Below are 23,279 nucleotides of genomic sequence, written 5' to 3'. Positions count from 1 at the left end.
TTCATTTAATTTTCAGCTGTAATCAGATCTTCCTCTGCCAGCTTTTCCAGAAACGACGTCACTTGTTCCCTGCACAGGTCTTCCTCCACCTCATACTCAGAAAGAAGAGAGTTTACCAGATCTCCAATGAGAACAGGCTCCTCAATCCGATCCCAGATAACGCCGCCCATTTGGCCAAGATTGTAATACTTCCCGTTCTTAACACTGAGCATGACTTTCTCACCGTCCATATCACTGACAATGTTTCCAGGCTTCTGTGCGACTCGGTGTAATAGGGTGATTCCCTGTTTTACTGCCATTGCAGTTCCTCCTTTTGAGCGGCTGATAAAATGAAATCGGCAATCTCATCTGCCGTAAACCGATCCTCAGGCCGCTGAATGTTAAACATGCTAAGTTGATTTACCATGCGGGTCGTAGTGTTAAAATGCCATTCCAGCAACCCTGATTTTTCAAGAAAGAAGTTCCGGTACGTGTGAAGAAAGAGTGTATGAACGGCCTTCAGCTTATTTACCGGCTGAAATGCAAGCGCGTTACCCTTTGTAATCTCAAACACACCTGCAAGAGGCATTACTTCCTGTGAAAACTGCTCTTTTACAGGGACAGCGAATTTTGTTTCCCTGTCAATAATCGGTTTCAGGTGATGGGATGACACACCAAAAGAATCAAGACTCTCCTGCCACAGTTTCTGTTGCGGGTAGGCAGGGGTGACAAGTGGTGTATTATTTGTACTGAAAGTCACAGGAATCACATCATCACTAACCAGTCTGCATCCTCTTTTCAGAAGGGCAGCAGCAGTGGTGGACTTTCCAGCCCCGGAATCACCTACAACAGCGTACGCTTTACCATTGATCTCCAACGCACTTCCGTGAAGTGGAAGGATTTTACGCTGCATCATAATCGCTCCCATACACGTGCCGAGCAGGTAGAGACGGATCTTATCATCCGTGTCTTCTTCCAATGGGGTTACAACAATATCTGATCCCCCAGTTACAGAATAAATAGCCACTTCCGGGATTCTGAACAGAATGCGGTCAGGCTGAACAACGAAAAGCTGGCCTTCCTTTGCTTCCATCTCCCAAAGCTTATGCAGACTGCCAACACGAATTTTTATGTCAGCCTGATTCGGGTAACTTTCAGCGGTCACAAGTTCAGGAAGTTCATAATCACTTTTGATATTGAAACCGAAAGCTCGGTAAAGGGTTTGGGTTACTACCTGGAGCATACGCAGGGTTCCTTTCTGTCAAAGGATAGAGTTTGGATATACCCTTATACCAGGGAGGTATAAGGGTCGGATTTAATAGAATGATTACGAACCCAAGCAGCTTGCGTTTGATCTGCCTGGATGTGTTTCACCAGGGTGCTGTTCAACATCAAAGCAATCGTCATTTGAATTCCCAGGACCGTTCATTGTCATACTGACATCCAGCACATCTACCGTTGGATTAACCCATTCCTTTCTCATTTACCTCACCCCCTCTCAGCTGAACCGCTTTAGAAAACGATATAAAATCAGACTGCGGATCAAAACTTTGAAATGATTATGAAAGATTAAACTTTCCTTTGGCTCATCACCGAGCGAAGATAAAGCCTTCTTTATTACCTGCATATTCAGTAACTCTGCCATCATTGAATCATTTTTGAGGTCTTCCAGTTCCTGCTTAAACTTAGGCCATCTTCTCTTCATTCGTAAGATAGTATCTGCTGCCTGCAGTCCTCGCGTCTTTTGATTCAGACGAACCTTATCAGGCAGCAGGCCTTTCGTTGCTCTTCTGATAATAGAACGTTCCAGACCGCCTTTTACATACTGCTCCTTCGGTATTGATAAGCAAAACTTAATCACTCGGATGTCATTTGTCGGGTCACTGTCCCAAACACCGTACCGAAGTCCCATCTTAGTATTGATCACTCCGCTTTTGTTCCAAGGGTACATCTGCTGATAATACTCTCTTCTGTATTTACTCAGATCCTTCACAGGTGCTCCGCTCAGATCAAATCCGTAATCCCCAAGCTTCTGATAAACTTGCGTTTTCCTAGCAAAATGAGGATTTATATACTCAGGAAATCGGGAGTGACCCCCATTGCTTTCCGATCGCCACCATTTTTTTAATAGAAAAGGCAGCACATCTTTTTTGCCCGTTTGAAAATGGGTGCAGAAGTCCGACAGCTCCCTATTAAGCCGAAACCAGTTCATTTTCAGAAGTAGAGTCGTGTAATAATCATAATTCATCCATACAGATCCCCAGGAAATAGAGTGGTTTCCTCTCGCCCCGTTCAGCATCAGGGTTATGCCCCTTTTGCCCGCTTCTTCACTGATTCCCTTCAGCCAATATGAATTATCAAAAAACTTATATGGCATTTCTATCAGATCCAGAAAATCATCCAGCTCTGAAAATGGGTCTCTCCCTTCAAATCTCATAAGATGAGGATTAATGTTACCTACATAATTGACCGTTTCTTTTATAAATGGACTTTCATCAGGGGTAAAAAAATCATCTGTCCAGTCAACAAAACCTTTCTCCGGTACATAGCTGAATGTATGGAGTTGTTTCCCCTGTTCCTTAAGTGCAGGCGCAGCCAGACTCACCACCGATCCCGAATCAAGTCCACCGCTTAAATGAGCACCAACATGACCTTCTGTAGGCAATCTGTCTCTGACTGCCTGTCCCAGAACATTACGAAAGGCCTCCTCATACTCTTCATCAGAGCTGAGCTTCAGTTCTTCCTTAACCTCTATATAAGAATAACGCTCCAGTTTTACCTGGCCGTTTTCTACCGTAATCGAATGGCCCGGAGGAACCTGTTGAATATCTCTATAAACGGTCGACCTCATATCAACGGATTCTACCATCGTAGGAATGGCCATAAACTCTGCGAGCCACTCTTCGTTAAGTGAGGTGCTCACATAAGGTAATTCAAGTAATGGTTTCATGGTAGGTGAGAAAGCAAAATGATTTCCTTTATGAACAAAATAAAGGGTTCTTGACCCCGAGAAATCACGGGCTCCAAAGTATCGCTGCTCCCTGTTGTCCCAGATTACAAAAGCGAATTCCCCAACAAGGAATTTCGGTGTGTTAGTAGACCATCGTTCATACATTTTTTCTATTAAACTCTCATTTGTCACTGATCCTCCGGGATTTCGTATACCTGATTTATCAAGTAATTCAATCCTATTGTGTAAAGATGTACCTTTAAACAGACATACTTTTATGCCATCTGCCGTTTCGTGATCTCTAATCAGACTGCTTACAACCATCAATGAATACCTCCTGACACTTTTAAAATAAGGAGCCCTCTATACTTTAGGGCTCCTCAAAAGTGTTAAACCCCTTAAGTATCTGATATCAACTGTCGTAATGAATCATCTCATCCGGATCCGGCTGAACATCATCAGGGATTGTGAATCCAGGCCCCGCCATTGTCTTACTGAATTCAAGTTCCTCAACATTAGGATTAGACCAAGTTTTCTTCACTTTTTCACCTCCCCTCCAATTGTTTAAGGAAACGATAAGAGATTATGCCTCTCATCAGAATCTTAAATTCTCCATAGAAAAAGTAACTGGGTTTCGGTACTTCCTTGTTTTTGGTCATTATGCTTTTCATAAGTCCTACATTCAGATACTCATTACTTATAGGATCATTAACCAACTGCTCTAATTCCAGATTGAAATTTCCCCACTCACTTGCCATTCTTGCAATCCCATCTGATCCCTGGATGCCTCTTACTTTTTGATTTAACCTAACTTCATCCGGGATTACTCCTTTAGTAATTCTCCGGATTAAAGACCTGTCTACTCCATCTCTGACACACTGCTTCTCAGGAAGTGAATTACAATACTGCACAACTCTGAGATCATTAGTTGGATCCCGATCCTGAAGTTTGTATTTTAATGAAAGTTTGGTACCAATAGTACCTGTAGTATTCCAGATAATCGGATAATGGAAATGATCTTTTCTTGCCTGATAGAAGCTTTGTGTTTTTGTTCCATTTAAATTAATGGGTGAATCATCGATCCGTTGAAAAACTTTGGAGCGATCAGCAAATTCTTCGTTTATCAATGTCGGAGGAGATGTTTGGTCAGGTCTCAACGCATTGTGAACTTTCGGCCATGCTTTTTTCATGATAATTTTATATAACTGCTTCCTGCCAATCCCGATATTTTCACTGTACAAATTAACTTCGTTAACAAGCTTTTTTAATCGGAGCCTATTTACCAGCAGTGCATAATAATCCAGTGCAGGTCCCCACGAGACTGTCCAATTTCCTCTTGCCCCTTTTAGGAGGACACCAACTCCATCGGTTTGCGCTTTTTCATAGATCCCCCGAACCCAGTAGGAGTTTTCAAAAAATTTATAGGGCATTTCATAAATATCGAGAAAATTATCTATTTCATTATATGAATTTGATTCCTGGAAACTTAAATAGTTAGCCTCAACACCACTAATATAATTGACTGTCTTTGCAATAAAAGAACTTTCGTCCCCTATCCTGTTCCTCGGTGTCCAGTCCCTGTAGTTCTTAATCGGTACATAACTGTAGGTGTGAATATCTTTGCCTGATTCTGATAATGCTCTTGCAGCAAAACCGAGCACTGAGCTCGAATCTAGTCCCCCACTTAAATGAGACCCTATCCCTCTATGGGTCCTTACTCTCGAATTCACAGCTTTCTGAAAAACATCCCGAAGACCTTCTTCATATTCACTGTCTGATTTTAAACCTTTACTGCTGCAGAATACGTTTGAGGTATACTGCTTAACAGTCAGTTTTCCTTTTGAGACGATAATGGAGTGAGAAGGCGGAAGCTGAAAAATCCCCTCATAAATTGTTGAGTTGGCTTCAATCGTTTCAATCATCCCGAAGATTGCTAGATACTCTGATAGCCATTTTTCATTTATCTTGGCTCTAATGTAAGGGAGATTCAGTAAGGGCTTGATTGTGGTGGAAAAAGAAAAAGCTCCATCCTGGAAATTGTAGTAAACACTCCTGGTACCCGAAAAATCCCTTGCTCCAAATAGTGATTGTTCTTTCTGATCAAAAATAAAGAAGGAAAAATCACCTACCAGATAGCTGGGACAGCTATCCCCCCATTTTTTATAAGCCAGGAGTATAATCTCCGTGTCAGTCATTGTCTTTAAGGCCTTACTTCCAATACCTAAAAGGGAAGCCAAATCTTCACGATTATCAATGATGGCATCTGCAGTAACAGTCAACTCCTGCTTACTGTCGTAAAGTGGGTTCTGTTCCCCAACGGACTCAGGCGTGATCCACTGCTGATGGCAGCCGAGAAAAGCATTATTGCTTCTCCAAATCTGAACGTTATCCACCGGTATAGAATTATAAGCACCTGCCAACTGATCAATGTGTTCAGGAGATACCGATTTCTTATCTGAATGAAAAATTCCATATATTGCACTCATCGCTATCCCCACCTTTTATGTTCAACATAAAGCACTACTTTGTTCTTAATAAAGAACTTAATAAGCTAAATTTATCACCATTCCGTGCTGTTGTCAACGAAGAATAGTGAATGTTGTGAACCTTTTTCCCTATACCGTTACTTCTTCTTCTGTGACTTCATAACCATTCGGATTAAGGGTCTGCCACTTCCATGTGCTCATACACATCTCTTCAATGCCTAGGGCCGCTTTCCAGCCGAGATCCCGTTCTGCCTTGGTCACATCGGCGTAGCACTCGGCAATATCGCCGGGGCGGCGAGCCGTGATTCTGTATGGGATCGTACTGCCGCTTACGGCTTCAAATGATTTAAGAAGCTCCAATACGCTGCAGCCGTGACCGGTTCCTAAATTGTACGAGTGGATTCCGATTCCGGTGACGATTTTTTCAAGTGCTCTCACGTGGCCTAAGGCCAGGTCGACGACGTGAATGTAGTCCCTCACACCGGTACCGTCCCTCGTCGGGTAATCATCGCCAAATACCTGAAGCTCCGGAAGCTTCCCGACAGCCACCTGTGAAATATAGGGCATCAGATTGTTCGGAATCCCGTTTGGATCCTCCCCGATCCGGCCGCTTTCGTGTGCCCCCACCGGATTAAAGTAGCGGAGAAGGGCGATGCTCCAGTCGCTGTTTGATGCCGCCGTATCCCTGAGAATCTCCTCGATCATCAGTTTGGATCTGCCATACGGGTTCGTTGCCGAAAGTGGCAGATCCTCTGTAAACGGCACTTGATTGTTTTCACCGTACACCGTTGCCGAGGAACTAAAAACGAGGTTACGGACATTGTATTTGTCCATAACCTCGCACAGAGTAACCGTTCCGGCCACGTTATTCTGATAATACTTCAGCGGCTTCTCCACCGATTCCCCCACTGCTTTTGAGCCGGCAAAATGAATTACCGCATCAATCTCGTTCTGATAGAAGATACTTTCCAGCGTTGCCCTGTCCTTTAGATCCGCCTCGCAGACCTCAAAGAATTTCCCCGTAATCTCCCCCACCCGCTCCAGCGCTTCAGGCTTACTGTTCGAAAAGTTGTCCAGCACGAGGATCTCATGTCCTTCGTTCAGGAGTTCCACGCAGGTGTGAGTGCCGATGTATCCGGCTCCGCCGGTGATTAGGATTTTCATTTTTCTCTCCCCTTAAATTGATTTTTCTATTTTCTTGAACGCACAAAGCACTTTCAAAATCTTCAAACATATTTATCCACCGCAGAAGTTCCTTAATATGATTTGTAGTATTATTAGGAGATTCACTCAACTTCAGAGTTAACAACTCCATATAAAAAAAATACCTATAATTACTAAAGACATTAGATGGTTGATTATTTTCTATAGGGCTATCAGTTTTATAAATTGGATAATGACTTATTGAATAATTCATTTTTGATATTAGATCAGGAATGATATTTTGTTTATTACTTCGACTAGCTTGACTAAACAAAATAAAGAACAGATCAAAATAAAAGCTTCTTTTATCTAAGGTTGTCCAATCTATTGCGTATAAGTTATCATCAGTTCCAAGTAAGTTGCCATTCCATAAGTCACCATGAGAGTAACCCATAACTATAACCTGATTAGAAGCTACGCTTTCTAAACTTTCATAAATTTTGTTAAAACATGTTTTTAATTTATCAATTTGATTTTGATTATATATTCTTTCTTCCTCGACATATTTCAAGGCAGTAGATATTGTCTTTTTTAGTTGAAGACGATAATTTCTAGCTGAGATCTTTGTAGGTAGGTCTATCTGCGCTATTCTTTCCAGTAGAGGTATAACTTGTTTCACAAATTTAGTTTTATCTCCTAAAGTGTAAGAAGGTCTATTTAAATTAATGTATTCTTCTTTAATGATACCGGACTGAATACAGTGATTTATCAATTTGGGTGCCCTTGCACATCTTGATGACAAATGAATTTTTTTTACAGCACTTTCTATATCTGATGGGGGAGTATGAGTTGGAAACAATGTAGTAACTATACTATCTGAAAAATTGAAAATCTTGAATTCCCCAGTTCTTAGACTGATTAAACAATGACCATGATTTGATTTCTTTATTATATGTTCCTTGGTTTTCCCACTCTTGTAAGAGATCCTCATTTTTCCATAACACATCACAAATTCCAATATTCTAATTGATCTAACTATATTAGGAAAACAATTCAATGTTTTAAACCTTGTGTTCCTTGTCAGAAATTCGAAGGGCCTACCAAACCTAAACAAATAATAAAACAATTTCAATATATTTATGTCAGTATTAATGAATAATGAATTATTCACAAATATGAACTTATAATACCCCTGAGTGAATTCCATTTTTCCCCCTTATTTTTTTAGCCCATTTTCTTGTTTTTGTTTTCTATCATACTAAGTTTGCCTTTTGAAATAGTAAAAACAACATCACAATTCTCAATAGTAGAGAGTCTATGAGCAATTATAATTAGCGTCTTCTCCCCTTTAAGACCGTCAATCGCTCTCATGATTTCTTTTTCTGTTTCGTTATCCAATGCTGAAGTAGCCTCGTCCATAAATAGAATCTCCGGGTTATGGTACAGTGCGCGAGCAATTCCAATACGCTGTCTTTGACCACCGGAAATTCTTACTCCCCTCTCACCAACCTGTGTATCGAGTTGCTCAGGCAATGATTTCACAAACTCTTTAAGCTGTGCCTGCTCCAAAGCTCGCCACACCTCCGCGTCATCTACCATATGGCTCTCCAACCCAAACGCTACATTTCCCCGGATTGAATCATCAGAGAGAAAAATAGACTGGGGGATGTATCCGATCTTTTTCTGCCAAGTTGATTTGAGATCTTTTAGCGATCTATCATCCACTAGAATTTGTCCTCGCTGTGGTTCCAGCAGTCCCAGGATAATATCAACAAGCGTGGTTTTCCCTGCACCGGACTCTCCAACAAATGCTACAGAATGACCAACTGGAATAGTGAGGGAAACATCATTTATTGCGTTATTTTCCTGGTTTGGATAGCGAAAGTCGATGTTCCGCAACTGTATGGATCTGTTGAAGTATTTTTTACCTTTATTAATTTTAATAGAAGTGTTTTTAAGTTCATGGTCTGATGCATCTGTAATCAAGTCTTCATACACAACAGCCAGAGCCGGATAGCTGTAACGAATAGAAGTAATCATGGCCACGACACGATTAATTGAGGGCATCAACCTGAATGCTGCCATCGCAAACAGTGCCATTGTAGAAACAATCTGTGCAGTATTTGTTCCCTGAAAAATAATAATAAGCATTGTTAGAAGTACAACAGTGACGAGAAGGGTTTCAATAAACAGCCTTGGAACCTGCTCCAGCATTTTCATATAACGGCTATTGTTCGCCTTAATCTGGCTTTGTTTCGTATAGGCATTAACAAAAAAGTTCTCTTTTCCTGATACTTTGACTTCTTTGCTGGCTCCCAGACCCTGATTCACCCATTTAATCATTGTGCCACTGACTTTCTGCTTCTCACGACCGAGCGTACTGATCTTTTTCCGGAATATCCGAAAAAATATAAAAACACTTCCTCCCAGAAGGATAGAAGCGGTCAGCGTGGCCAATGGGGCCGTTATAAATAGCAAGGTTAAAATGCATACAATAACCAGAATTTCTGTGAGCAGTTGAAAGCTCGAAAGGAGAATTCCCTGAAATACCTTTGATACCTCTTCGTTTACATTGCGGAGCAGATCAGCTGTGTTCCTCTGCAGATGAAACGTATATGGCTTAGTCAGATATTCTTTTAACAAGTTTCTCGACATCTTCACCTGCTGATTTAAGATTACTCTGTACTGGGCGTAATGAAAAAGCAGCAGATAGGCGTTCTTTATAATAAATACACTCAGTAATCCCACAACTGCAAAAAGAAGGAATTGATTCGTTGATTGAAAGTTAAAGATGTTATATAAGAACGAAATAATCGCCTGATCCTGGATCAATGAAGGATTAGTAATGATCCCCACAAAAGGTACTATTAATCCGATCCCTACTGTTTCCAGAATAGCCGCAAAAATCATCATGATAAATAACAGGGATAGTTTTTTCTTTTCTTTTTTGTTGAATAATTGAAGAAGTTTCCTTGCATTATTTATCATTGTTACTACACCTCTTGTAATGATTTGTGTGACCTTTTTATTTATTTTGAAGTAAAACTTTTATGGAAACAGATTATCTGAAAAAGTTCCCATTTTTATTATAAATTACGACTTTAAGATGCCGATAAACTTTAGGTCTTTCCCTCCAATAATGATGGAAATAACTGGTTCTTTCTTTCTACTTCGTTTAGGCCATGTGCTCTTCCATTATTTTAGGAATCAAAGTTGTATTTAATTCTAGATTGATAGTTTTTATGGGACAAATTGTAATTTCAGCATTGTGCCTTTCAGTTGCATTTAACAATTTTCATACATTTCTAAATAGACTTCGTGATCGGGATCTATAAAAGCAATATAGTCAACTTTGCCCTGTTGAATACCAACATTTCGAGCTGAAGAGACGCCCTCATTTTTCTTGTGAACGACCTTAATACGTGAATCTATTAAACTAAAATCATTGCTATTTATTCCACTATTATATGTTGAGCAATCATTGACTAATAAGATTTCAAGATTTTGATAAGTCTGTTTCATAATAGATTCAATGGAGGCCTCAAGATACTGATCAACATTATAAATGGGAACAACTATACTAATTGATTTCATTACTCCCTCCCTCTCTAAGTCTAACAACTAAATAATTTGGTCAAAATTCATCTGCTTATTCCTTTCCTCTTCCGTTGATCCTTTAATTAATCTTTGTTGAAGTAATTCATCCTTTAGCAATCGTGCTATTCCCTGGTACAGTCCTTGACTTGTAATTTCTACAATAAGTCCATTTTCATTATCGTGAAACTGCTCTCTGGCTCCATTAACATCGGTTGTTATAATGGGCTTATTAAAACAAGCTGCTTCCAATGTAGTGATGCAAAATCCTTCATATCGAGAAGGCTGGATGTATAAGTCACAATTAGCCATGTAGGGATAAGGATTAGATTTAGAACCTAAAAGAATAAATTGGTTCTCGAGATTTAGCTTTTTAATTAGGACTTGGGAATGTTTCATTTCCTTTCCTTCTCCTACCCAGTACCATCTAAAGTTGACACCATCTTTACGTAGTAATTTTGCAGCTTCAATCGCAAGGTCAGGGCCTTTCTCATGTGCAATCCTTCCAACTGTTAATATTCTTTTTCCATCGTAGTTATCCTGAAATCCCTCCCCTGATTTTGAGAGCTTATTTACTATTTCCTTTGAAACAAAATTCTGAATAACTCTAGTCTTATTCTTTATTCGAGGAATTTTATTAATTAACTTTTGATTGGCTTCCTCTGAAACTACATAAATTTTGTCAAAATCCGGATAAATATTCTTTGCAAATGACTTGCTAAAGCCAATTTTGTTTATATCAAAATGAATCCATTGCTTCTTCCTAACGGACTTTATCTTATTTAAAACAATATAGCTTATGAAGTCCATTGGACCTGCATAAGCTATCGCCGTGTCATATTCACCTTCATGTTCTATTTTTTTAGCCAGATAATTAAACAGTATTTCTTTACGTTTTGTTACTTTTGAGACAAAGTAATAAGTTGAAAAAGCAAGTGCTTTAAAGAATTTTCCCTTTTTAATGAGTTGGAGAGCTGATTGTTTTGGAGGCTCATTAATTAGAGGCTTAATTTGATTATAGCCGTCAATATATACAATATTTACGTGACTCGGAACCTGTTCTAAGAAGCCACCGGATTTTTCAAGCAATAAAAGTGTTATTTCATATTTTTCCGAAGGCATTTCCGATACCATATTTAAAAAAGCTCTTTCTGTACCACCAATATTCATGTTAATAAGCATGAACAATACTTTCTTTTTCTTCATTGTTATCAACTTCCTGTCCTTCTATTAGTTGATAAAACTTGTTGAATTCCTCAGGATTGCCTTTCTTCTCACTTTTAAGATACTTTTTGATTTGTTTGTAAAGCTCTCTGTCTAAAAGTAATTCCTCAATTCCCTTTGCAACATCTATTCCATTAATACCCGTAACCAAACCGTTCTTTCCTTGTACCATCTGATTATAAACTGCATCAAATTCAGTCGTTACGACCGGCACATTAAGCATTCTTGCTTCTGCGATAGCCAATCCAAAACCTTCGAACCTTGATGTTTGGACATATAGATCAGCATTTGCGATGTAAGGATATGGATTTGATTTAACTCCCAGAAGAATAAAGTGCTCTGTTAATCCATACTTTTGTATTTTTTTCTCAATCTCCTGCTCCAGTGGTCCTTTCCCCAATGCATACCACCGAAAATGAAGGCCGGTTTCCTTCAGTTTCCTGCAGGCATCAAGAGCAATATCGTAGCCCTTTTGGTTTGCTAATCTTCCAATTGTCAGGATTCTCAGACCATCAAAATCATCCTCGTAACTTGTTTCTATTTTTGCCATTCTGGTTATGAATTCTGGATTATTGATATCATAAATAACACTCATTTTCTTTACGTAGTCTGGAAAGGTTTCTAGGAATACTTCTTTTGTTGATTCCGACACTGCTACGATCCGGTCATACATATCATAATACTGCTTTTGATATTCCTGCTCTTTCTCATCAAGTCTGTAACTCACATTCACCCAGGCAAATTTCCTTTTTGCTTTGACCTTTTCTGCTACATAGAAAGTGGGAACGCCCTGAGCATAGCTGATTGCCACATCATAATCTTTTACGTTTTGCTCGAAAGCACGCGAAGAGATTTGCCAGAATATTCGTGCTTTTTGTGCATTCTTGTAATTGCCGGTCCGTAACCTGACCGAATAAGCTATCCTTGATCGTAAGGCTGTAAAATGATGTTCATGTATCGACTTTTTTACTGCTTTTTTTAAGCTATATTCATTAAAAGCTGTATACCTTGTTCGGGGCAATATGTTTACTTCCGGTGGAACGAGTTCTTCCAGTTCTCCCCCATGCCCAAAAAGCATAAGGTCGACTGAATACTTTTGGTAGTCAAGTAAACCTAATAGAGTTACGAGGCTTTTTTCTGCTCCAGCACAATTGAGGGAGTCGATTGCAAACAGTATTTTCTTCAACATTAACACCTCGATTCCTCAGTATTTATTTCTTCGGCTTTCTTCAGTACTCTCTCATATATTGATAAAACAGATTCTATATGTACATCATTTTTGTGTTTGTAACGAAATAATATGCGTTCCAGCATGAAGACAGCTAAATAATACAGTTTTTTGTCCTGATCGTAATGAAGACCGAATAATTGAAAGGCTTTGCTGAAATGCTCATCATATTCTCCTGTTAAGTAGTCATAAAGAAATGAGTCATTATTATGAAAAGCTGCTTCACCAAAAATACCGTTCAGAAGATCATAAAAGAACACGTACTTTCCAGAGTCATTCCAGTCTATGAAGTAAAACTGACCATCCTTCAGCAGGACATTACTCAAAACGCAGTCCCCGTGGCTTTTTACCTTCGGCCATGCGTCAGAATAAGCGCTCTCAGGTATTTGATATTTTATACTTTCAATAATATTGTGACTCCCTGCCTTTTTCTCCAAATTGGAAATAAGACTGGTTACGGTTATTGTTTTCTTTAATCTGTTTTTCTTTTCATAAAAATAACTGTTGAAATTGCTGAAAATAGTTTCTATTGCATCTTTTTTTTCCTTTTCAGTCCAATCGGAGAACGGTTTGTAATCAATTAGCCTTTCAATATAAGAAGACTCGTATTGATTAAAACCGATAATATGAATTTTGAAATGTTTACTGAATGTCTTGAAAGTTTTCTCAATGGACTTTACTTTTCTCTTTTCTGCCAAAATACTTTTTACTAGTCCCGATCTCAGATCGATAATCTTCAAATCCCCATTATATGTTTTCATCACAATGCTGCCATCAGCAATACTATCGGTTGAATAAATCCTCAAATCATTAAATTTAATAAAGTAATGCAGAAAGTTCCTGAGCTTGCTTTTCAACATCCCGTGTTTCGTAGGAGGCGAATCCAATTGCGAGCAGAGCTTTCTTAAATAATTTACGTTCTGCTTATTTTTTACATATGCGACTGGTTTGCCCCCGTCGGTACGGGTAAGTTCATACTTTCCTGATTGAAGTTGGTTCTGATGTCCCCTGATTGATTCTTTTAATTGCTCCCTGACTGCTTGTTTTTCTTTTTTCTGGTTCTCTATATAAGCATTAATGTTATTAACGGGTTTAGGCAGTAAGGATCCCCTTGTTTTTGAGCCCATATATGTTTACACCTTCATTTTCTCTTTCACCATCGTTGATGACACCCCACGCGTGTAAGGCAGGTAAACGAGATCAACGCCGACTTCATTGAATCTGTTTTCCAGTTCGCTGAAGAGCGGGCTGCCTTTCCAGTCGTCGCCGACGAACATGGCGTCGAACTTCAGGACTTCCCAGGCTCCGAATTTGTTGCGGTCAGTTTGCGGGACGACGATATCCACGTATTTGATTTCACGGACGATTTCGGCCCGCTCGTCGTGGGGAATGACCGGTGTTTTGTTCTTGTATGCCTCTACGAGTTCGTCTGTGCTGACCCCGACAATGAGTGTCTCGCACTGTTCTTTTGCTTTTCTGAGAATGTTCAGATGTCCCACATGGAATAGATCGAACACGCCTGTTGTGTAGCCGAGTTTGTATTTTTTCACGATGGTAGTACCTCCCTGTTTTCGATTACTGCCTGCATATGTTCAGTCAGTTTCTCACTGGCCTCTCCTCTTTCAAAGGTGCCGACTTCTTTGTGAAAAGCCGACACTTTCCGCTCGTAGTCCTGATAATCAAACTTCTCTACCGCCTCGACCAGCTGCGCTGCGGTTTCTGTTTTAATAAATGGAAGCTCGTTGATTTCAAAATAAAAACGCCGGTCGTTTTTCACGTAGTCGTGAAGATCCGGCGTGTAGAGAAAACATGGTCTGCCTGTGATCGCAAAGTCGAACATGAGGGACGAGTAATCCGTGATCAGCGCATCGCTCACACTGAGCAGCTCCTGGATGTCGTCAAAGTCAGTTGCATCTTTCACCCGCTCGCCGTACACCAGCTGATCTGATTTCCCGGACAGATGAGGGTGGAGTTTTACAAGAAATGTCCATTCCCCTCCGAAGCGCATTTTCAGCCGTTCAAGCACGTTTTCATAGTCCACATCGTACACATCCAGACGGTTGTCCTTTCTGAATGTAGGTGCGTAGAGGATGATTTTTTCGTCTTTTGGCAGATGAAAATTCCGATATATGCGATCCTTCACTTTGTGATCGCCTTTGATGAGCAGGTCGTTTCGCGGGGTGCCGTGTTCGAACAGAAATCCCTCAAACCAGAACGACCGGTCAAAGATCGATGTGCTGTAGCGGCAGCCACTTAACAGAAGATCAATTTTCTCTGAATCCTTCTTTGCCATCTCCACATAGTGCTCGGGTAGCGATTCCTCGGCATCCTTCTCGATTTGCTTCAAGCGAAGCGAGCTGTGCCACGTCTGAATGTAGTACTGGTCTTTTCTTTTCACGAACAGGTCTGTGGTTCTGAAGTTTGTGAGCACAATTTTTGATGTACAAAGTTCGTAAAAGTAACGGAGTGACATGACTTTTACTTTCCTGACGACTTCCTTCGGTCCTTTTTCCTCGGGACGGTTGAATGCCCAAACCAGATCGAACGTGCCTGCCGGATAATTTTTCAGAATGTGTTCCGTTACGTACTTCGGGTTGCAGCCGTACTGACTGCCGTAATAGCTTGTGAAAAAGACTTTGTTCTTTTTGATAGGCATCCGGTTGAAAACGGAAATCATAAAGAGCGCTGCTTTTTTCCTGATTTTTTCTCTAATCCCCACCAAAAACCGCCCTCCTTATCATTTCACTTTTTCCAGTGGTGCTTCTTTGTCCGGAACGAGCTTCCGGATCATCTTTCTCCCGGCAAGAAAGCCGATGTTCGCGTACGGATGAACGAGAAACAGGGTCAGCTGCGTGGTTAATTCCCGGTCTTCGCTGACAGCTTCCCTTATTTGCTCCTGATTTTCCCGGATGTAGGCGCGGATTTGTTTTCGTTCCTGTTCTCCGGTCCGTTTTCGAAACAGAAGATTGAAATGGATCAGGCTCGTCTGAAACAGCATTCGGTAGGACTCGGAAAGAAAATGCGGATAGTGCTGTATCAGGAAGCGGTGCCGTTCTTTCAGGCCCTCGAGAATATCAAGGTTTCTCGTGTTATAGGAAGCGACGATACTGTCCTCCCGCTGCAGATAGTAAACGAGCGGATCGTGAAGGAGCACGAACCGCTTTACCTGCTTCATCACGTGATGAGCCCAGAATACGTCCTCGAAAAGGACGCCCTTTTTAAAGGGGAGAGGTCTGATAAGGTCTGTTCTGTAGAGCTTGCCCCAGGCAAAGTTCTTTACCTTCTCGTTTACCACAAGCTCGTACATGAGTTCCTCGTTTTCCAGCACATCCTGACTGCCGTCCTTACGGTAGACCCGGTTATCAAACAGGGAGTAGCTGGCGTGAGCATAATAAAAAGCCGACTGTACCACGTCGGCATTGTTCGTTTTCAGGGCTTCGAGCATGTTTTCCACCGCCCGACTGTCGAGCCAGTCGTCACTGTCGAGAAACATGGTGTAGGTGCCGGAGACATGCTCCATTCCAAAGTTTCTCGCATCCGACAAGCCCCCGTTCTCTTTATGAAGGGCGTTGATTCGATGGTCTGTTTTCGCGTACCCATCGATCATCGCACCGCACCGGTCAGGAGAACCGTCATTTACGAGAATAATTTCGAGATTTTCATAGGTTTGACCGGTCACGCTGTTCACACAGCGGTCGAGGTAGTTCTCGACTTTGTAAACCGGAATTACAATACTTACTTTGTCACACATCACAGTCCTCCTTACGGCAGTGTATAGAGCTTGAGCAGTTCGTCGTGGTTGCGGTAATCGGTCTCGAGGCAGTTGGCCGAGAGCTTCTGCCGGAGCCGCTCGTTTGTGAGCATCACTTCTAGTCCATCGGCAATTCCCTTCGGTCCCTGGCTGCAGATGAGCCCGTCCACGCCGTCTTTCACCTGGCTCCTGGCTGTCGGATAGTTCGTGATCAAAACCGGTTTTCCCAGTATCTGCGCTTCCCCGACGGTGACGGCCTTTCCTTCGTACCGGGACGGCTGCACGTAAACGTCCGCGGCTTTCATGTACGGGTACGGATTCGTTTTTTTGCCTAACAGAAAGAAGTGATCCTCCAGTCCGTAAGAGGCGACCGCTTCTCTGATGGCCGCTTCGTCACCGCCGTAGCCGACCACATACCAGGCAGCATCTGAGTAACCTTTATCTACTAGAAGTTTGAGTGCTTCCACCGCCTGATCGATCCCCTTTGCGTGGGACAGACGCCCGACGGTGACAAACTTGAATCGGTGATCCCGATTAAGAGGTTCCGGTTCCTCTTCACTGGCGAGCGTTCTCACCATGTCAGGCGATGTAATGTTTTCGACCACGTGAACTTTCTTTTTCAGGATCGGATATTTCTTCAGAAACGCTTTCCTGCACTGGTCCGACACCGCTATGATCGCATCGAACGCACTCCACGTTTTCAGATCCCGTTCAACGTCTGTATCGACCGTTGAATAGTCGGTGTGGATCCAGGCGATCTTCGTTTTCGCCGTGACCTTGTAAGCTACAAAATCGTGGGGCCACAGATAGCTGATGGCGATATCGTAAGGTTTACGCGCTTCTGGCAGGTGAGGCAGGGCATACTGCCACATGTACTGCATCTGGCGGTATCCGGTTTCCTCCGCTCCTGACCGGGCAGCTTTGTACCTAGCGCGGAGACGAGCAGCCGCGAGCGCGAACGAGCCCCGTTTCACTGTCTCGGCAATCGAGAGGCGGAACGTTTTATATTTCGGGCACTCTGTCAGCAGTCCCGGCCCCGGTGGAAGGAGATCCATAAAGTCCCCTGTATGGCTGAAAAGTTTCAGGTCCACCTCATACTGGTCGTAGTCATAGTTTCTCAGCATGCTGATGAGGCTTCGTTCCACGCCGCCGACTTCTAAATCAAATGAAGCTATCAGTACGTTCTTTTTCATGGGCACCTCCATGACTGCTCGTAAATTTCAGACAGGGCGGCAATTCCCTGATCAACGGAATAGTCGTTATGCAGAAACGCTTCCCCGATCTCATCTGGATCGGGCTTCTTTTTCCCTATACATGTAGTGATTTTCTCTGCCCACTTTGCCGGGGCTTCGTGCAGGGATCGGCGGGACATCAGGCCGAGATTCAAATCCGCTTCCGGCTGAATCGCTTCCGACACGATGCAGGGCAAGCCGCTTGCCTGGGCTTCCAGAAGTACGAGTCCGAGTCCCTCATAGATGGAAGGAAACACAAACACGTCCATCGCATGAAGCAGCACCGGAATATCGTTGCGGAGCCCTGTAAACCGGACGTGACCGGTCAGGTTCTCCTCCCGGACCTCCCGTTCAAGTTCGCGTCTCAAATCGCCGTCTCCGACCAGAAGCAGGACAGCTCCCGGCTCTTTTTTCCGCAGCTCTTTAAATACCTTCAGCAGGAAGCGGTGGTTTTTCGGCTCGATCATGCGCCCCACGTGACCGACAACGAAGCGTTTTTCCAGACCGAATTCCCGCTTCACCTGCTTCACGGCTTCTTCGTTCACATGTGTGTACTGCTCATACGGAATCGCGTTCGGCAGGTAGCGGTATCTGTGGCCGGAGATGACTCTTTTTCCAAACAAAAATCCTCCAGCGTGACTGCTGCAGGCCATAAAATCTGTGGAAGTCGCCCGGATGAGTCGTTTCATACTTCCGGTGTACAATTTGCGGATGACGGTCTGGCGGTCATCGTCTGTCGTATGGGCATGGGCAATTCGTATGTTTACCCCGGCGATTTTGGCGGCGGCATTGGCAATTCCGCAGTGAAAAAGAGTATGTGCGTGCACCACATCGTAGGGACCGTATGTTTTCATCGTATGGACCAGGTCCATGATGCCGTATGTTTTTGAAAGTCTGATCACTCTGCCGCCGAGGGCTTCGATCTCTTTATCATAGTCGGCTTCCTCATTGCTGTAGGAAACGAAATCAAACATCATCCGGCTTCTGTCAATCTGACGGAACACGTTCATGAGCATCGTTTCCGTGCCGGCGCGGTTCATCGCTCCGACTACGTGCAGGATGCGCAGCGGTTTACGTTGTTTCATATCGCGTTCCCCGCAGGCCGGCCTGATCGAATACATTTCTGATACAGTCGATCACTCGTTCCTGATCTATCACTTCCATATTTGTTCCGGACGGCAGGCAGATGCCGGATTCAAACAGCCTCTCTGATACGCTCTGTTCTCCATGGGCGTAGAACCGGCACCGGTCAAACAGAGGCTGCAGATGAAGCGGCTTCCAGACGGGCCTGGCTTCGATATTCTCCTCGGCCAGTGCGCCAAGAATGTCATATGGAGTGACCTCACTGACAGCCGGATCGAGCGTCAGGGCGGTGAGCCAGCGGTTGGACATCGTGCCGTTCATTTCAGGCATAAACTGTACACCCGGGATGTGGGCCAGTTCCATAAAGTACCGCTCAAACACGAGACGCTTCTGCGTGACCCGTTTCTCAAGAATGTGCAGCTGGGCTCTGCCCACACCAGCGAGAATGTTACTCATCCGGTAGTTATACCCCGTCTGACTGTGCTGGTAGTGAAGGGCCTTATCCCGTGCCTGTGTGGCAAGGAAGCCTGCGCGTTCGAGAGCATCGGTATCATCGGAAACGAGCATCCCACCGCCTGATGTGGTGATAATTTTGTTGCCGTTAAATGAGAAGATCCCGAATTTGCCGAAGCTGCCGCTTTTCCGGTTTCCATACGCCGAACCGAGTGATTCGGCTGCGTCTTCAATGACCGGCACGTCAAACTCTCCGCAGAGAGCCGAGATTTCCTCCATTTTCGCGCTCTGACCGTACAGGTTCACCACGATCACGGCTTTTGGGAGACGATGTTGTTCGTATGCCTCCTCCAGCGCATGTTTCAGTGCTTCCGGTGACATGTTCCACGTTTCCGGCTCTGAATCAATGAAAACCGGTTCGGCTCCCTGGTAGATAATCGGGTTGGCGCTCGCCACAAAAGTGAGTGACGAACAAAACACTGTATCCCCCTGTTTCACATCGAGGAGGATGAGCGCCAGGTGAATCGCTGCTGTGCCTGAACTGACTGCCAGTGCCCCTTTCACCCCGGTATACTCGGCAATTTCTTTTTCGAAGGCGTTAATATGCGGTCCGACTGGCGCAATCCAGTTCGACTCGAATGCTTCATCAATATAGCGCTGCTCTTCCCCGCTCATGTGCGGAGAAGCCAGATGAATTCTCGGTTTAGAGGTAGTTTTTAACACCTTCGTTTTCACCCTCTTTCTGTGTATGGCGTGCCGGTATCCCCACTGCGGTGCAGCCGGCAGGTACGTCACGGATGACCGTCGCGCCTGCCCCGACTTTCGTCCAGCTTCCAACCGTGATCCCCGGAATGATGGCAGCGCCGGTTCCTACCTGGGTTCCTTCTTCCACCCGGACGGTACCCGCAAGTGCTGCTCTCGGGCAGAGATGGACGTAATCGGCAATGATGTTGTCATGCTCCACGATGGCACCGGTGTTAAGAATCACATGATCGCCAACTGCGGCATCTGCCTGCACGACTGCCAGCGGCATGACGACCGTTCCACTGCCAATTGTGGCGTGTGAGCTGATAACCGCCGAGGGATGAACGATCGTTGCGTACTGATCAGCCGGCAGTCCAAGCATGGACACGATTTCTTTTCTTACGCGATTATTTCCGATTGCGATCACAAGCTTCAGTTCCGGGTTTTCCTCGACCACTCTTTTCGCCGCCTGAACAGGTCCTCTGACCATTCCGTCCACGACGAGGACTTCCTGATACAAATCATCAAAATAACCGACGACCTCCCCGTCCCCGGTTTGTTCAATCATGTCCGTGATCACTTTGCTGTGGCCGCCCTGTCCGACCAGTACAATTTTCATGACGGGCCTCCCCTCACTTTTGCTCCCGCTCCTTCAAATCGCTTGACCGTTACGTGCCCGGTCTGGGAAATCCCTTCGGACCGGAAAACTTTATACACGGTCATAAACAGTATTTTCAGGTCAATGAGAAACGAATGATTCTTTACATACCAGTAATCGTACTCGAATTTCTTTTCCCAGCTGATGCCGTTGCGCCCGTTTACCTGGGCCCACCCCGTAATGCCCGGCTTCACCTCATGACGAACACGCTGTTCATCAGTATAAAGGTCCAGATATTCCATTAAGAGCGGACGCGGGCCGACAAGACTAAGGTCGCCCTTCAGCACGTTGAACAGCTGAGGCAGTTCATCGAGACTGTATCTGCGCAGAAACATACCGAACGGAGTGAGCCGCTGTTCATCAGGCAGAAGGTTCCCGGCCCGGTCTGTTTCCCCTGTCATCGTTCTGAACTTCAGAAAGTAAAACGGCTTTTCATAGAGTCCCGGGCGCTCCTGCCTGAACAGTACCGGCGCGCCGAGCTTCCACCTGACCAGCAGCGCCAGAACGATCATGAGCGGTACCAAAAAGAGCAGCAGCAGAGACGCTGCAGTAAAATCGAACGTTCGTTTAACGGCGGTCACCCCCTTATCAAACTTTATGAGCCGTTTTTACGCATTTTTCGAGGTCGGCTTCAATTCGTTTTACCAGCTCAGCTGCTGAGATCTGTTTCCCTGATTCGCCAAGTCGGTATGTTTTCATGAGAATGGATTTGAGTATTTCTTCACTGATTGGTTCCAAATGCATCACCTTCTAAAAAAAGTTGCTTCTATACTCAATATTCAGTGCCAGCACGTGCTCGTAATAAAAGAAAATAAAATAGAATATGAGAATCAGATAATACACGAGCTTCCGGTCCTTTTCGGCAAACAGCTTCACGATCCAGGCCACAAGAATGAGCTGGTAGAGACCGAAGTAGATGGTCAAGCGTGCAAAAATCCAGTTCTGCGAAGCTATGATCATAAACAGAAGATTTAAGACACAGAGATTGACGATGAAGTCACCATTCGGGAACAGCTCCCGCAGCCGCTCTCTCCCTATGAAAGCAATCAGTAGCGGTGCGCCGTAAACGAGTACCCGCAGGATGCTCGCGCCGCCTTCCGAGAACTCCGAATAATGCCCGTACTGACTGTCGCCGAGAGCGGAGAACAGCACCTGTGAAAAATATCCATACCCTGCGACCAGAATGAGGCCGCCAAGCAGAATACCGAAGGTCACCTGTGTCCAGGCCGGACGCCTAACGATAAAATAAATAGGAATTAAAATAAGTGCACTCTGGTGAAACGTTGATGCGATGAGCACGACGATCGTAAACTTCTTCCAGCTGCCGTCCATAATGTATTTCGTTGCTGTAAAGATAATCGCTGCGGCAAGAAACTGCCTGATCCCGTTCATGGAGACGAGAAACAGCCCGCTCGTGACATACACGTACAGGCTAAGTTCAAAGACCCGGGAGTATTTGTACAATACAGCTACTATCAGCACGTTGGTAATGAGTGCTGTTACAAAAATAAGAATCTGTGCATCCGTTGTGATCTGCTGCAGCACATACTGGAGGATCGCAAAACCGAAATCCTTTTGTGAAAGAGCGTAATCGAGTGTGAACACATTTGTTTCAAAGGCATGCCGGTAATAGTAGGTGTCTCCGATATTGATCCGGAGTCCGGACACAATCACGAGCGTGAGCATAGCGAAAAATGCAAAATACCGATTTGGCCGGATCTCCACCGGCTGTATGAGTGACTGATCAAGCCCAGTCTGGGCGCTGTAGCGCGACAAAAAGGACAAGCTGAATACTATTGCCAGGTTTGCGTAAAGGATTGCCATAGGTGTAATCCTTTCTTTCTGTTTCTCTTCCTAAGGGGAAGAGGCGGTTCGCTGTTTTGTCAGGATGTGAGCATATAAAACGAGCCCGGGCGGGATCGCCAGCACCGTCAGCAAGGGTGTTGGTGTTTCAAATAAGAACCGGGTGTTTTTTTCAAGCATGCTGCTGGATACATAATGAATCGCCTGCCTGAATTTAAACTTCAGATCCACGAAGGGAAGCTTCATCAGTTCCTTCCGGTAAAATGAAAAACCTTTTGGATTTCGATAATACTGACGGAACATGTTCATTGATGAGCCGTCCTCCAGGTACTCAACCACACAGAGCGGCTCGTTAAGAAGCAGCAGCTCATAGTCCTCATCGAGCTTATAATACTTATAGGCAAGCCCCACATACCGCTCACCGTGAAACAGGGGATACGGGTATTTTTTCGTCAGGTCGGTGCGGTAGACCAGCTTTTTATCCCCTGTTACACCATGCCGGTGATAGAGATCAAATAACGTAGACCGGCTTATGTTTTCCGGAAGCTTCGAGCCGATCACGTTTCCCTTCAGGTCCAGATCGAGTCCGGCAATACCGCTCACACGGTCACTGCCCTTTTCAGACCAAAAAGAAAGAATCTTTTCGACCGCGCCTTCTGCCATTAAATCATCTGAATCGATACACACGTTCAGCTCCGTATCGATCAGCTCGTATGCGGTATTGTGAGCCCCGTGCATGCCCTGGTTCGTCTGATAGAAGTAACGTATCTCAATTTTCCCTTCATCAATCCACGAGTTTACGAGATCCGTGGTGTGATCGGTTGAGCCGTCATCAATGATGAGCCAGATAAACTCTCTCGATGGCTGCCGGATCAGACTCTCGTAAAGCTGATCGAGGCAAAACGCCCGGTTGTAGGTGGGGGTAAACACCGTAAGTGTCTTGTTCATCGA

At 44.1% G+C, this 23,279-nt stretch carries 24 protein-coding genes; all 24 read right to left on the bottom strand.

What is annotated here, in order from left to right:
• Positions 1–5: 5 nt before the first annotated feature.
• The gene (locus CR205_RS14975; RefSeq protein ID WP_110520908.1) at positions 6–299 is read right to left on the bottom strand and encodes a lasso peptide biosynthesis PqqD family chaperone; all 294 of its coding nucleotides are present in this window, start codon (positions 297–299) and stop codon (positions 6–8) included.
• Positions 290–1,222, bottom strand: a complete 933-nt coding sequence (locus CR205_RS14970) for an HPr kinase/phosphorylase (RefSeq protein WP_110520907.1) — start codon at positions 1,220–1,222, stop codon at positions 290–292. The genes CR205_RS14975 and CR205_RS14970 overlap by 10 nt, the downstream gene beginning before the upstream one ends.
• A gap of 84 nt (positions 1,223–1,306) precedes the next feature.
• A complete protein-coding gene (locus CR205_RS14965; protein ID WP_110520906.1) occupies positions 1,307–1,462 on the bottom strand; it encodes a paeninodin family lasso peptide in 156 nt (51 codons plus the stop codon).
• Positions 1,463–1,477: 15 nt separating this feature from the next.
• On the bottom strand, positions 1,478–3,253 hold the full coding sequence (locus CR205_RS14960) for an asparagine synthase-related protein (RefSeq protein WP_110520905.1): 1,776 nt from the start codon (positions 3,251–3,253) through the stop codon (positions 1,478–1,480).
• A gap of 88 nt (positions 3,254–3,341) precedes the next feature.
• On the bottom strand, positions 3,342–3,470 hold the full coding sequence (locus tag CR205_RS14955; protein ID WP_110520904.1) for a paeninodin family lasso peptide: 129 nt from the start codon (positions 3,468–3,470) through the stop codon (positions 3,342–3,344).
• Positions 3,471–3,474: 4 nt separating this feature from the next.
• Positions 3,475–5,415 (bottom strand): asparagine synthase-related protein, encoded by a 1,941-nt coding sequence (locus CR205_RS14950; RefSeq protein WP_110520903.1) that lies wholly within the window; start codon positions 5,413–5,415, stop codon positions 3,475–3,477.
• 129 nt (positions 5,416–5,544) lie between these two features.
• Positions 5,545–6,579: a UDP-glucose 4-epimerase GalE gene (galE, locus tag CR205_RS14945; RefSeq protein ID WP_110520902.1), complete on the bottom strand. Its 1,035-nt coding sequence runs from the start codon at positions 6,577–6,579 to the stop codon at positions 5,545–5,547.
• Positions 6,503–7,765 (bottom strand): hypothetical protein, encoded by a 1,263-nt coding sequence (locus tag CR205_RS14940; RefSeq protein ID WP_110520901.1) that lies wholly within the window; start codon positions 7,763–7,765, stop codon positions 6,503–6,505. Before CR205_RS14940 ends, galE begins: the two co-directional genes overlap by 77 nt.
• Before the next feature lie 17 nt (positions 7,766–7,782).
• Positions 7,783–9,546, bottom strand: coding sequence for an ABC transporter ATP-binding protein (locus CR205_RS14935; RefSeq protein WP_110520900.1), 1,764 nt, complete (start codon positions 9,544–9,546; stop codon positions 7,783–7,785).
• A 297-nt stretch (positions 9,547–9,843) separates the two neighbouring features.
• Positions 9,844–10,152 carry a glycosyltransferase gene (locus tag CR205_RS14930; protein ID WP_110520899.1) on the bottom strand — a complete coding sequence of 103 codons (309 nt, stop codon included), beginning with the start codon at positions 10,150–10,152 and terminating at the stop codon, positions 9,844–9,846.
• A gap of 27 nt (positions 10,153–10,179) precedes the next feature.
• Positions 10,180–11,358 (bottom strand): glycosyltransferase, encoded by a 1,179-nt coding sequence (locus CR205_RS14925; RefSeq protein WP_110520898.1) that lies wholly within the window; start codon positions 11,356–11,358, stop codon positions 10,180–10,182.
• Positions 11,324–12,565 (bottom strand): glycosyltransferase, encoded by a 1,242-nt coding sequence (locus CR205_RS14920; protein WP_110520897.1) that lies wholly within the window; start codon positions 12,563–12,565, stop codon positions 11,324–11,326. The genes CR205_RS14925 and CR205_RS14920 overlap by 35 nt, the downstream gene beginning before the upstream one ends.
• Positions 12,565–13,731, bottom strand: a complete 1,167-nt coding sequence (locus CR205_RS14915; protein WP_110520896.1) for a phosphotransferase — start codon at positions 13,729–13,731, stop codon at positions 12,565–12,567. Before CR205_RS14915 ends, CR205_RS14920 begins: the two co-directional genes overlap by 1 nt.
• A 6-nt stretch (positions 13,732–13,737) precedes the next feature.
• Entirely contained in the window at positions 13,738–14,154 is a 417-nt protein-coding gene (locus tag CR205_RS14910; RefSeq protein ID WP_110520895.1) for an adenylyltransferase/cytidyltransferase family protein, read from the bottom strand.
• On the bottom strand, positions 14,151–15,323 hold the full coding sequence (locus CR205_RS14905) for a CDP-glycerol glycerophosphotransferase family protein (RefSeq protein ID WP_201745385.1): 1,173 nt from the start codon (positions 15,321–15,323) through the stop codon (positions 14,151–14,153). Before CR205_RS14905 ends, CR205_RS14910 begins: the two co-directional genes overlap by 4 nt.
• Before the next feature lie 18 nt (positions 15,324–15,341).
• Positions 15,342–16,355 (bottom strand): glycosyltransferase family 2 protein, encoded by a 1,014-nt coding sequence (locus tag CR205_RS14900; protein WP_110520894.1) that lies wholly within the window; start codon positions 16,353–16,355, stop codon positions 15,342–15,344.
• Positions 16,356–16,366: 11 nt separating this feature from the next.
• Positions 16,367–17,548 (bottom strand): glycosyltransferase, encoded by a 1,182-nt coding sequence (locus CR205_RS14895; protein WP_110520893.1) that lies wholly within the window; start codon positions 17,546–17,548, stop codon positions 16,367–16,369.
• The gene (locus CR205_RS14890; RefSeq protein WP_161524796.1) at positions 17,545–18,672 is read right to left on the bottom strand and encodes a glycosyltransferase family 1 protein; all 1,128 of its coding nucleotides are present in this window, start codon (positions 18,670–18,672) and stop codon (positions 17,545–17,547) included. Before CR205_RS14890 ends, CR205_RS14895 begins: the two co-directional genes overlap by 4 nt.
• Entirely contained in the window at positions 18,659–19,846 is a 1,188-nt protein-coding gene (locus tag CR205_RS14885) for an aminotransferase class I/II-fold pyridoxal phosphate-dependent enzyme (RefSeq protein ID WP_328587727.1), read from the bottom strand. The genes CR205_RS14890 and CR205_RS14885 overlap by 14 nt, the downstream gene beginning before the upstream one ends.
• Positions 19,827–20,486 carry an acetyltransferase gene (locus CR205_RS14880; RefSeq protein ID WP_110520891.1) on the bottom strand — a complete coding sequence of 220 codons (660 nt, stop codon included), beginning with the start codon at positions 20,484–20,486 and terminating at the stop codon, positions 19,827–19,829. The genes CR205_RS14885 and CR205_RS14880 overlap by 20 nt, the downstream gene beginning before the upstream one ends.
• Positions 20,483–21,106, bottom strand: coding sequence for a sugar transferase (locus CR205_RS14875; RefSeq protein ID WP_110520890.1), 624 nt, complete (start codon positions 21,104–21,106; stop codon positions 20,483–20,485). The genes CR205_RS14880 and CR205_RS14875 overlap by 4 nt, the downstream gene beginning before the upstream one ends.
• A gap of 7 nt (positions 21,107–21,113) precedes the next feature.
• Positions 21,114–21,263: a hypothetical protein gene (locus tag CR205_RS20315; RefSeq protein ID WP_161524795.1), complete on the bottom strand. Its 150-nt coding sequence runs from the start codon at positions 21,261–21,263 to the stop codon at positions 21,114–21,116.
• 12 nt (positions 21,264–21,275) lie between these two features.
• On the bottom strand, positions 21,276–22,349 hold the full coding sequence (locus tag CR205_RS14870; RefSeq protein WP_110520889.1) for an EpsG family protein: 1,074 nt from the start codon (positions 22,347–22,349) through the stop codon (positions 21,276–21,278).
• 30 nt (positions 22,350–22,379) lie between these two features.
• Complete coding sequence (locus CR205_RS14865) at positions 22,380–23,276, bottom strand: glycosyltransferase family 2 protein (RefSeq protein WP_110520888.1); 897 nt, start codon at positions 23,274–23,276, stop codon at positions 22,380–22,382.
• Positions 23,277–23,279 lie beyond the last annotated feature (3 nt).

It is taken from the genome of Alteribacter lacisalsi, assembly GCF_003226345.1.
GTDB classification, from domain to species: Bacteria; Bacillota; Bacilli; order Bacillales; family Salisediminibacteriaceae; genus Alteribacter; species Alteribacter lacisalsi.
This window is presented reverse-complemented; position numbering and strand designations above follow the sequence as displayed.

Bases quoted from the DNA above. Each gene is read 5' to 3' on its own strand.
- CR205_RS14975 (WP_110520908.1), bottom strand. From the start codon at position 299: ATGGCAGTAAAACAGGGAATCACCCTATTACACCGAGTCGCACAGAAG.
- CR205_RS14970 (WP_110520907.1), bottom strand. From the start codon at position 1,222: ATGCTCCAGGTAGTAACCCAAACCCTTTACCGAGCTTTCGGTTTCAAT.
- CR205_RS14965 (WP_110520906.1), bottom strand. From the start codon at position 1,462: ATGAGAAAGGAATGGGTTAATCCAACGGTAGATGTGCTGGATGTCAGT.
- CR205_RS14960 (WP_110520905.1), bottom strand. From the start codon at position 3,253: ATGGTTGTAAGCAGTCTGATTAGAGATCACGAAACGGCAGATGGCATA.
- CR205_RS14950 (WP_110520903.1), bottom strand. From the start codon at position 5,415: ATGAGTGCAATATATGGAATTTTTCATTCAGATAAGAAATCGGTATCT.
- galE (WP_110520902.1), bottom strand. From the start codon at position 6,579: ATGAAAATCCTAATCACCGGCGGAGCCGGATACATCGGCACTCACACC.
- CR205_RS14940 (WP_110520901.1), bottom strand. From the start codon at position 7,765: ATGGAATTCACTCAGGGGTATTATAAGTTCATATTTGTGAATAATTCA.
- CR205_RS14935 (WP_110520900.1), bottom strand. From the start codon at position 9,546: ATGATAAATAATGCAAGGAAACTTCTTCAATTATTCAACAAAAAAGAA.
- CR205_RS14930 (WP_110520899.1), bottom strand. From the start codon at position 10,152: ATGAAATCAATTAGTATAGTTGTTCCCATTTATAATGTTGATCAGTAT.
- CR205_RS14925 (WP_110520898.1), bottom strand. From the start codon at position 11,358: ATGAAGAAAAAGAAAGTATTGTTCATGCTTATTAACATGAATATTGGT.
- CR205_RS14920 (WP_110520897.1), bottom strand. From the start codon at position 12,565: ATGTTGAAGAAAATACTGTTTGCAATCGACTCCCTCAATTGTGCTGGA.
- CR205_RS14915 (WP_110520896.1), bottom strand. From the start codon at position 13,731: ATGGGCTCAAAAACAAGGGGATCCTTACTGCCTAAACCCGTTAATAAC.
- CR205_RS14900 (WP_110520894.1), bottom strand. From the start codon at position 16,355: ATGTGTGACAAAGTAAGTATTGTAATTCCGGTTTACAAAGTCGAGAAC.
- CR205_RS14895 (WP_110520893.1), bottom strand. From the start codon at position 17,548: ATGAAAAAGAACGTACTGATAGCTTCATTTGATTTAGAAGTCGGCGGC.
- CR205_RS14890 (WP_161524796.1), bottom strand. From the start codon at position 18,672: ATGAAACAACGTAAACCGCTGCGCATCCTGCACGTAGTCGGAGCGATG.
- CR205_RS14880 (WP_110520891.1), bottom strand. From the start codon at position 20,486: ATGAAAATTGTACTGGTCGGACAGGGCGGCCACAGCAAAGTGATCACG.
- CR205_RS14870 (WP_110520889.1), bottom strand. From the start codon at position 22,349: ATGGCAATCCTTTACGCAAACCTGGCAATAGTATTCAGCTTGTCCTTT.
- CR205_RS14865 (WP_110520888.1), bottom strand. From the start codon at position 23,276: ATGAACAAGACACTTACGGTGTTTACCCCCACCTACAACCGGGCGTTT.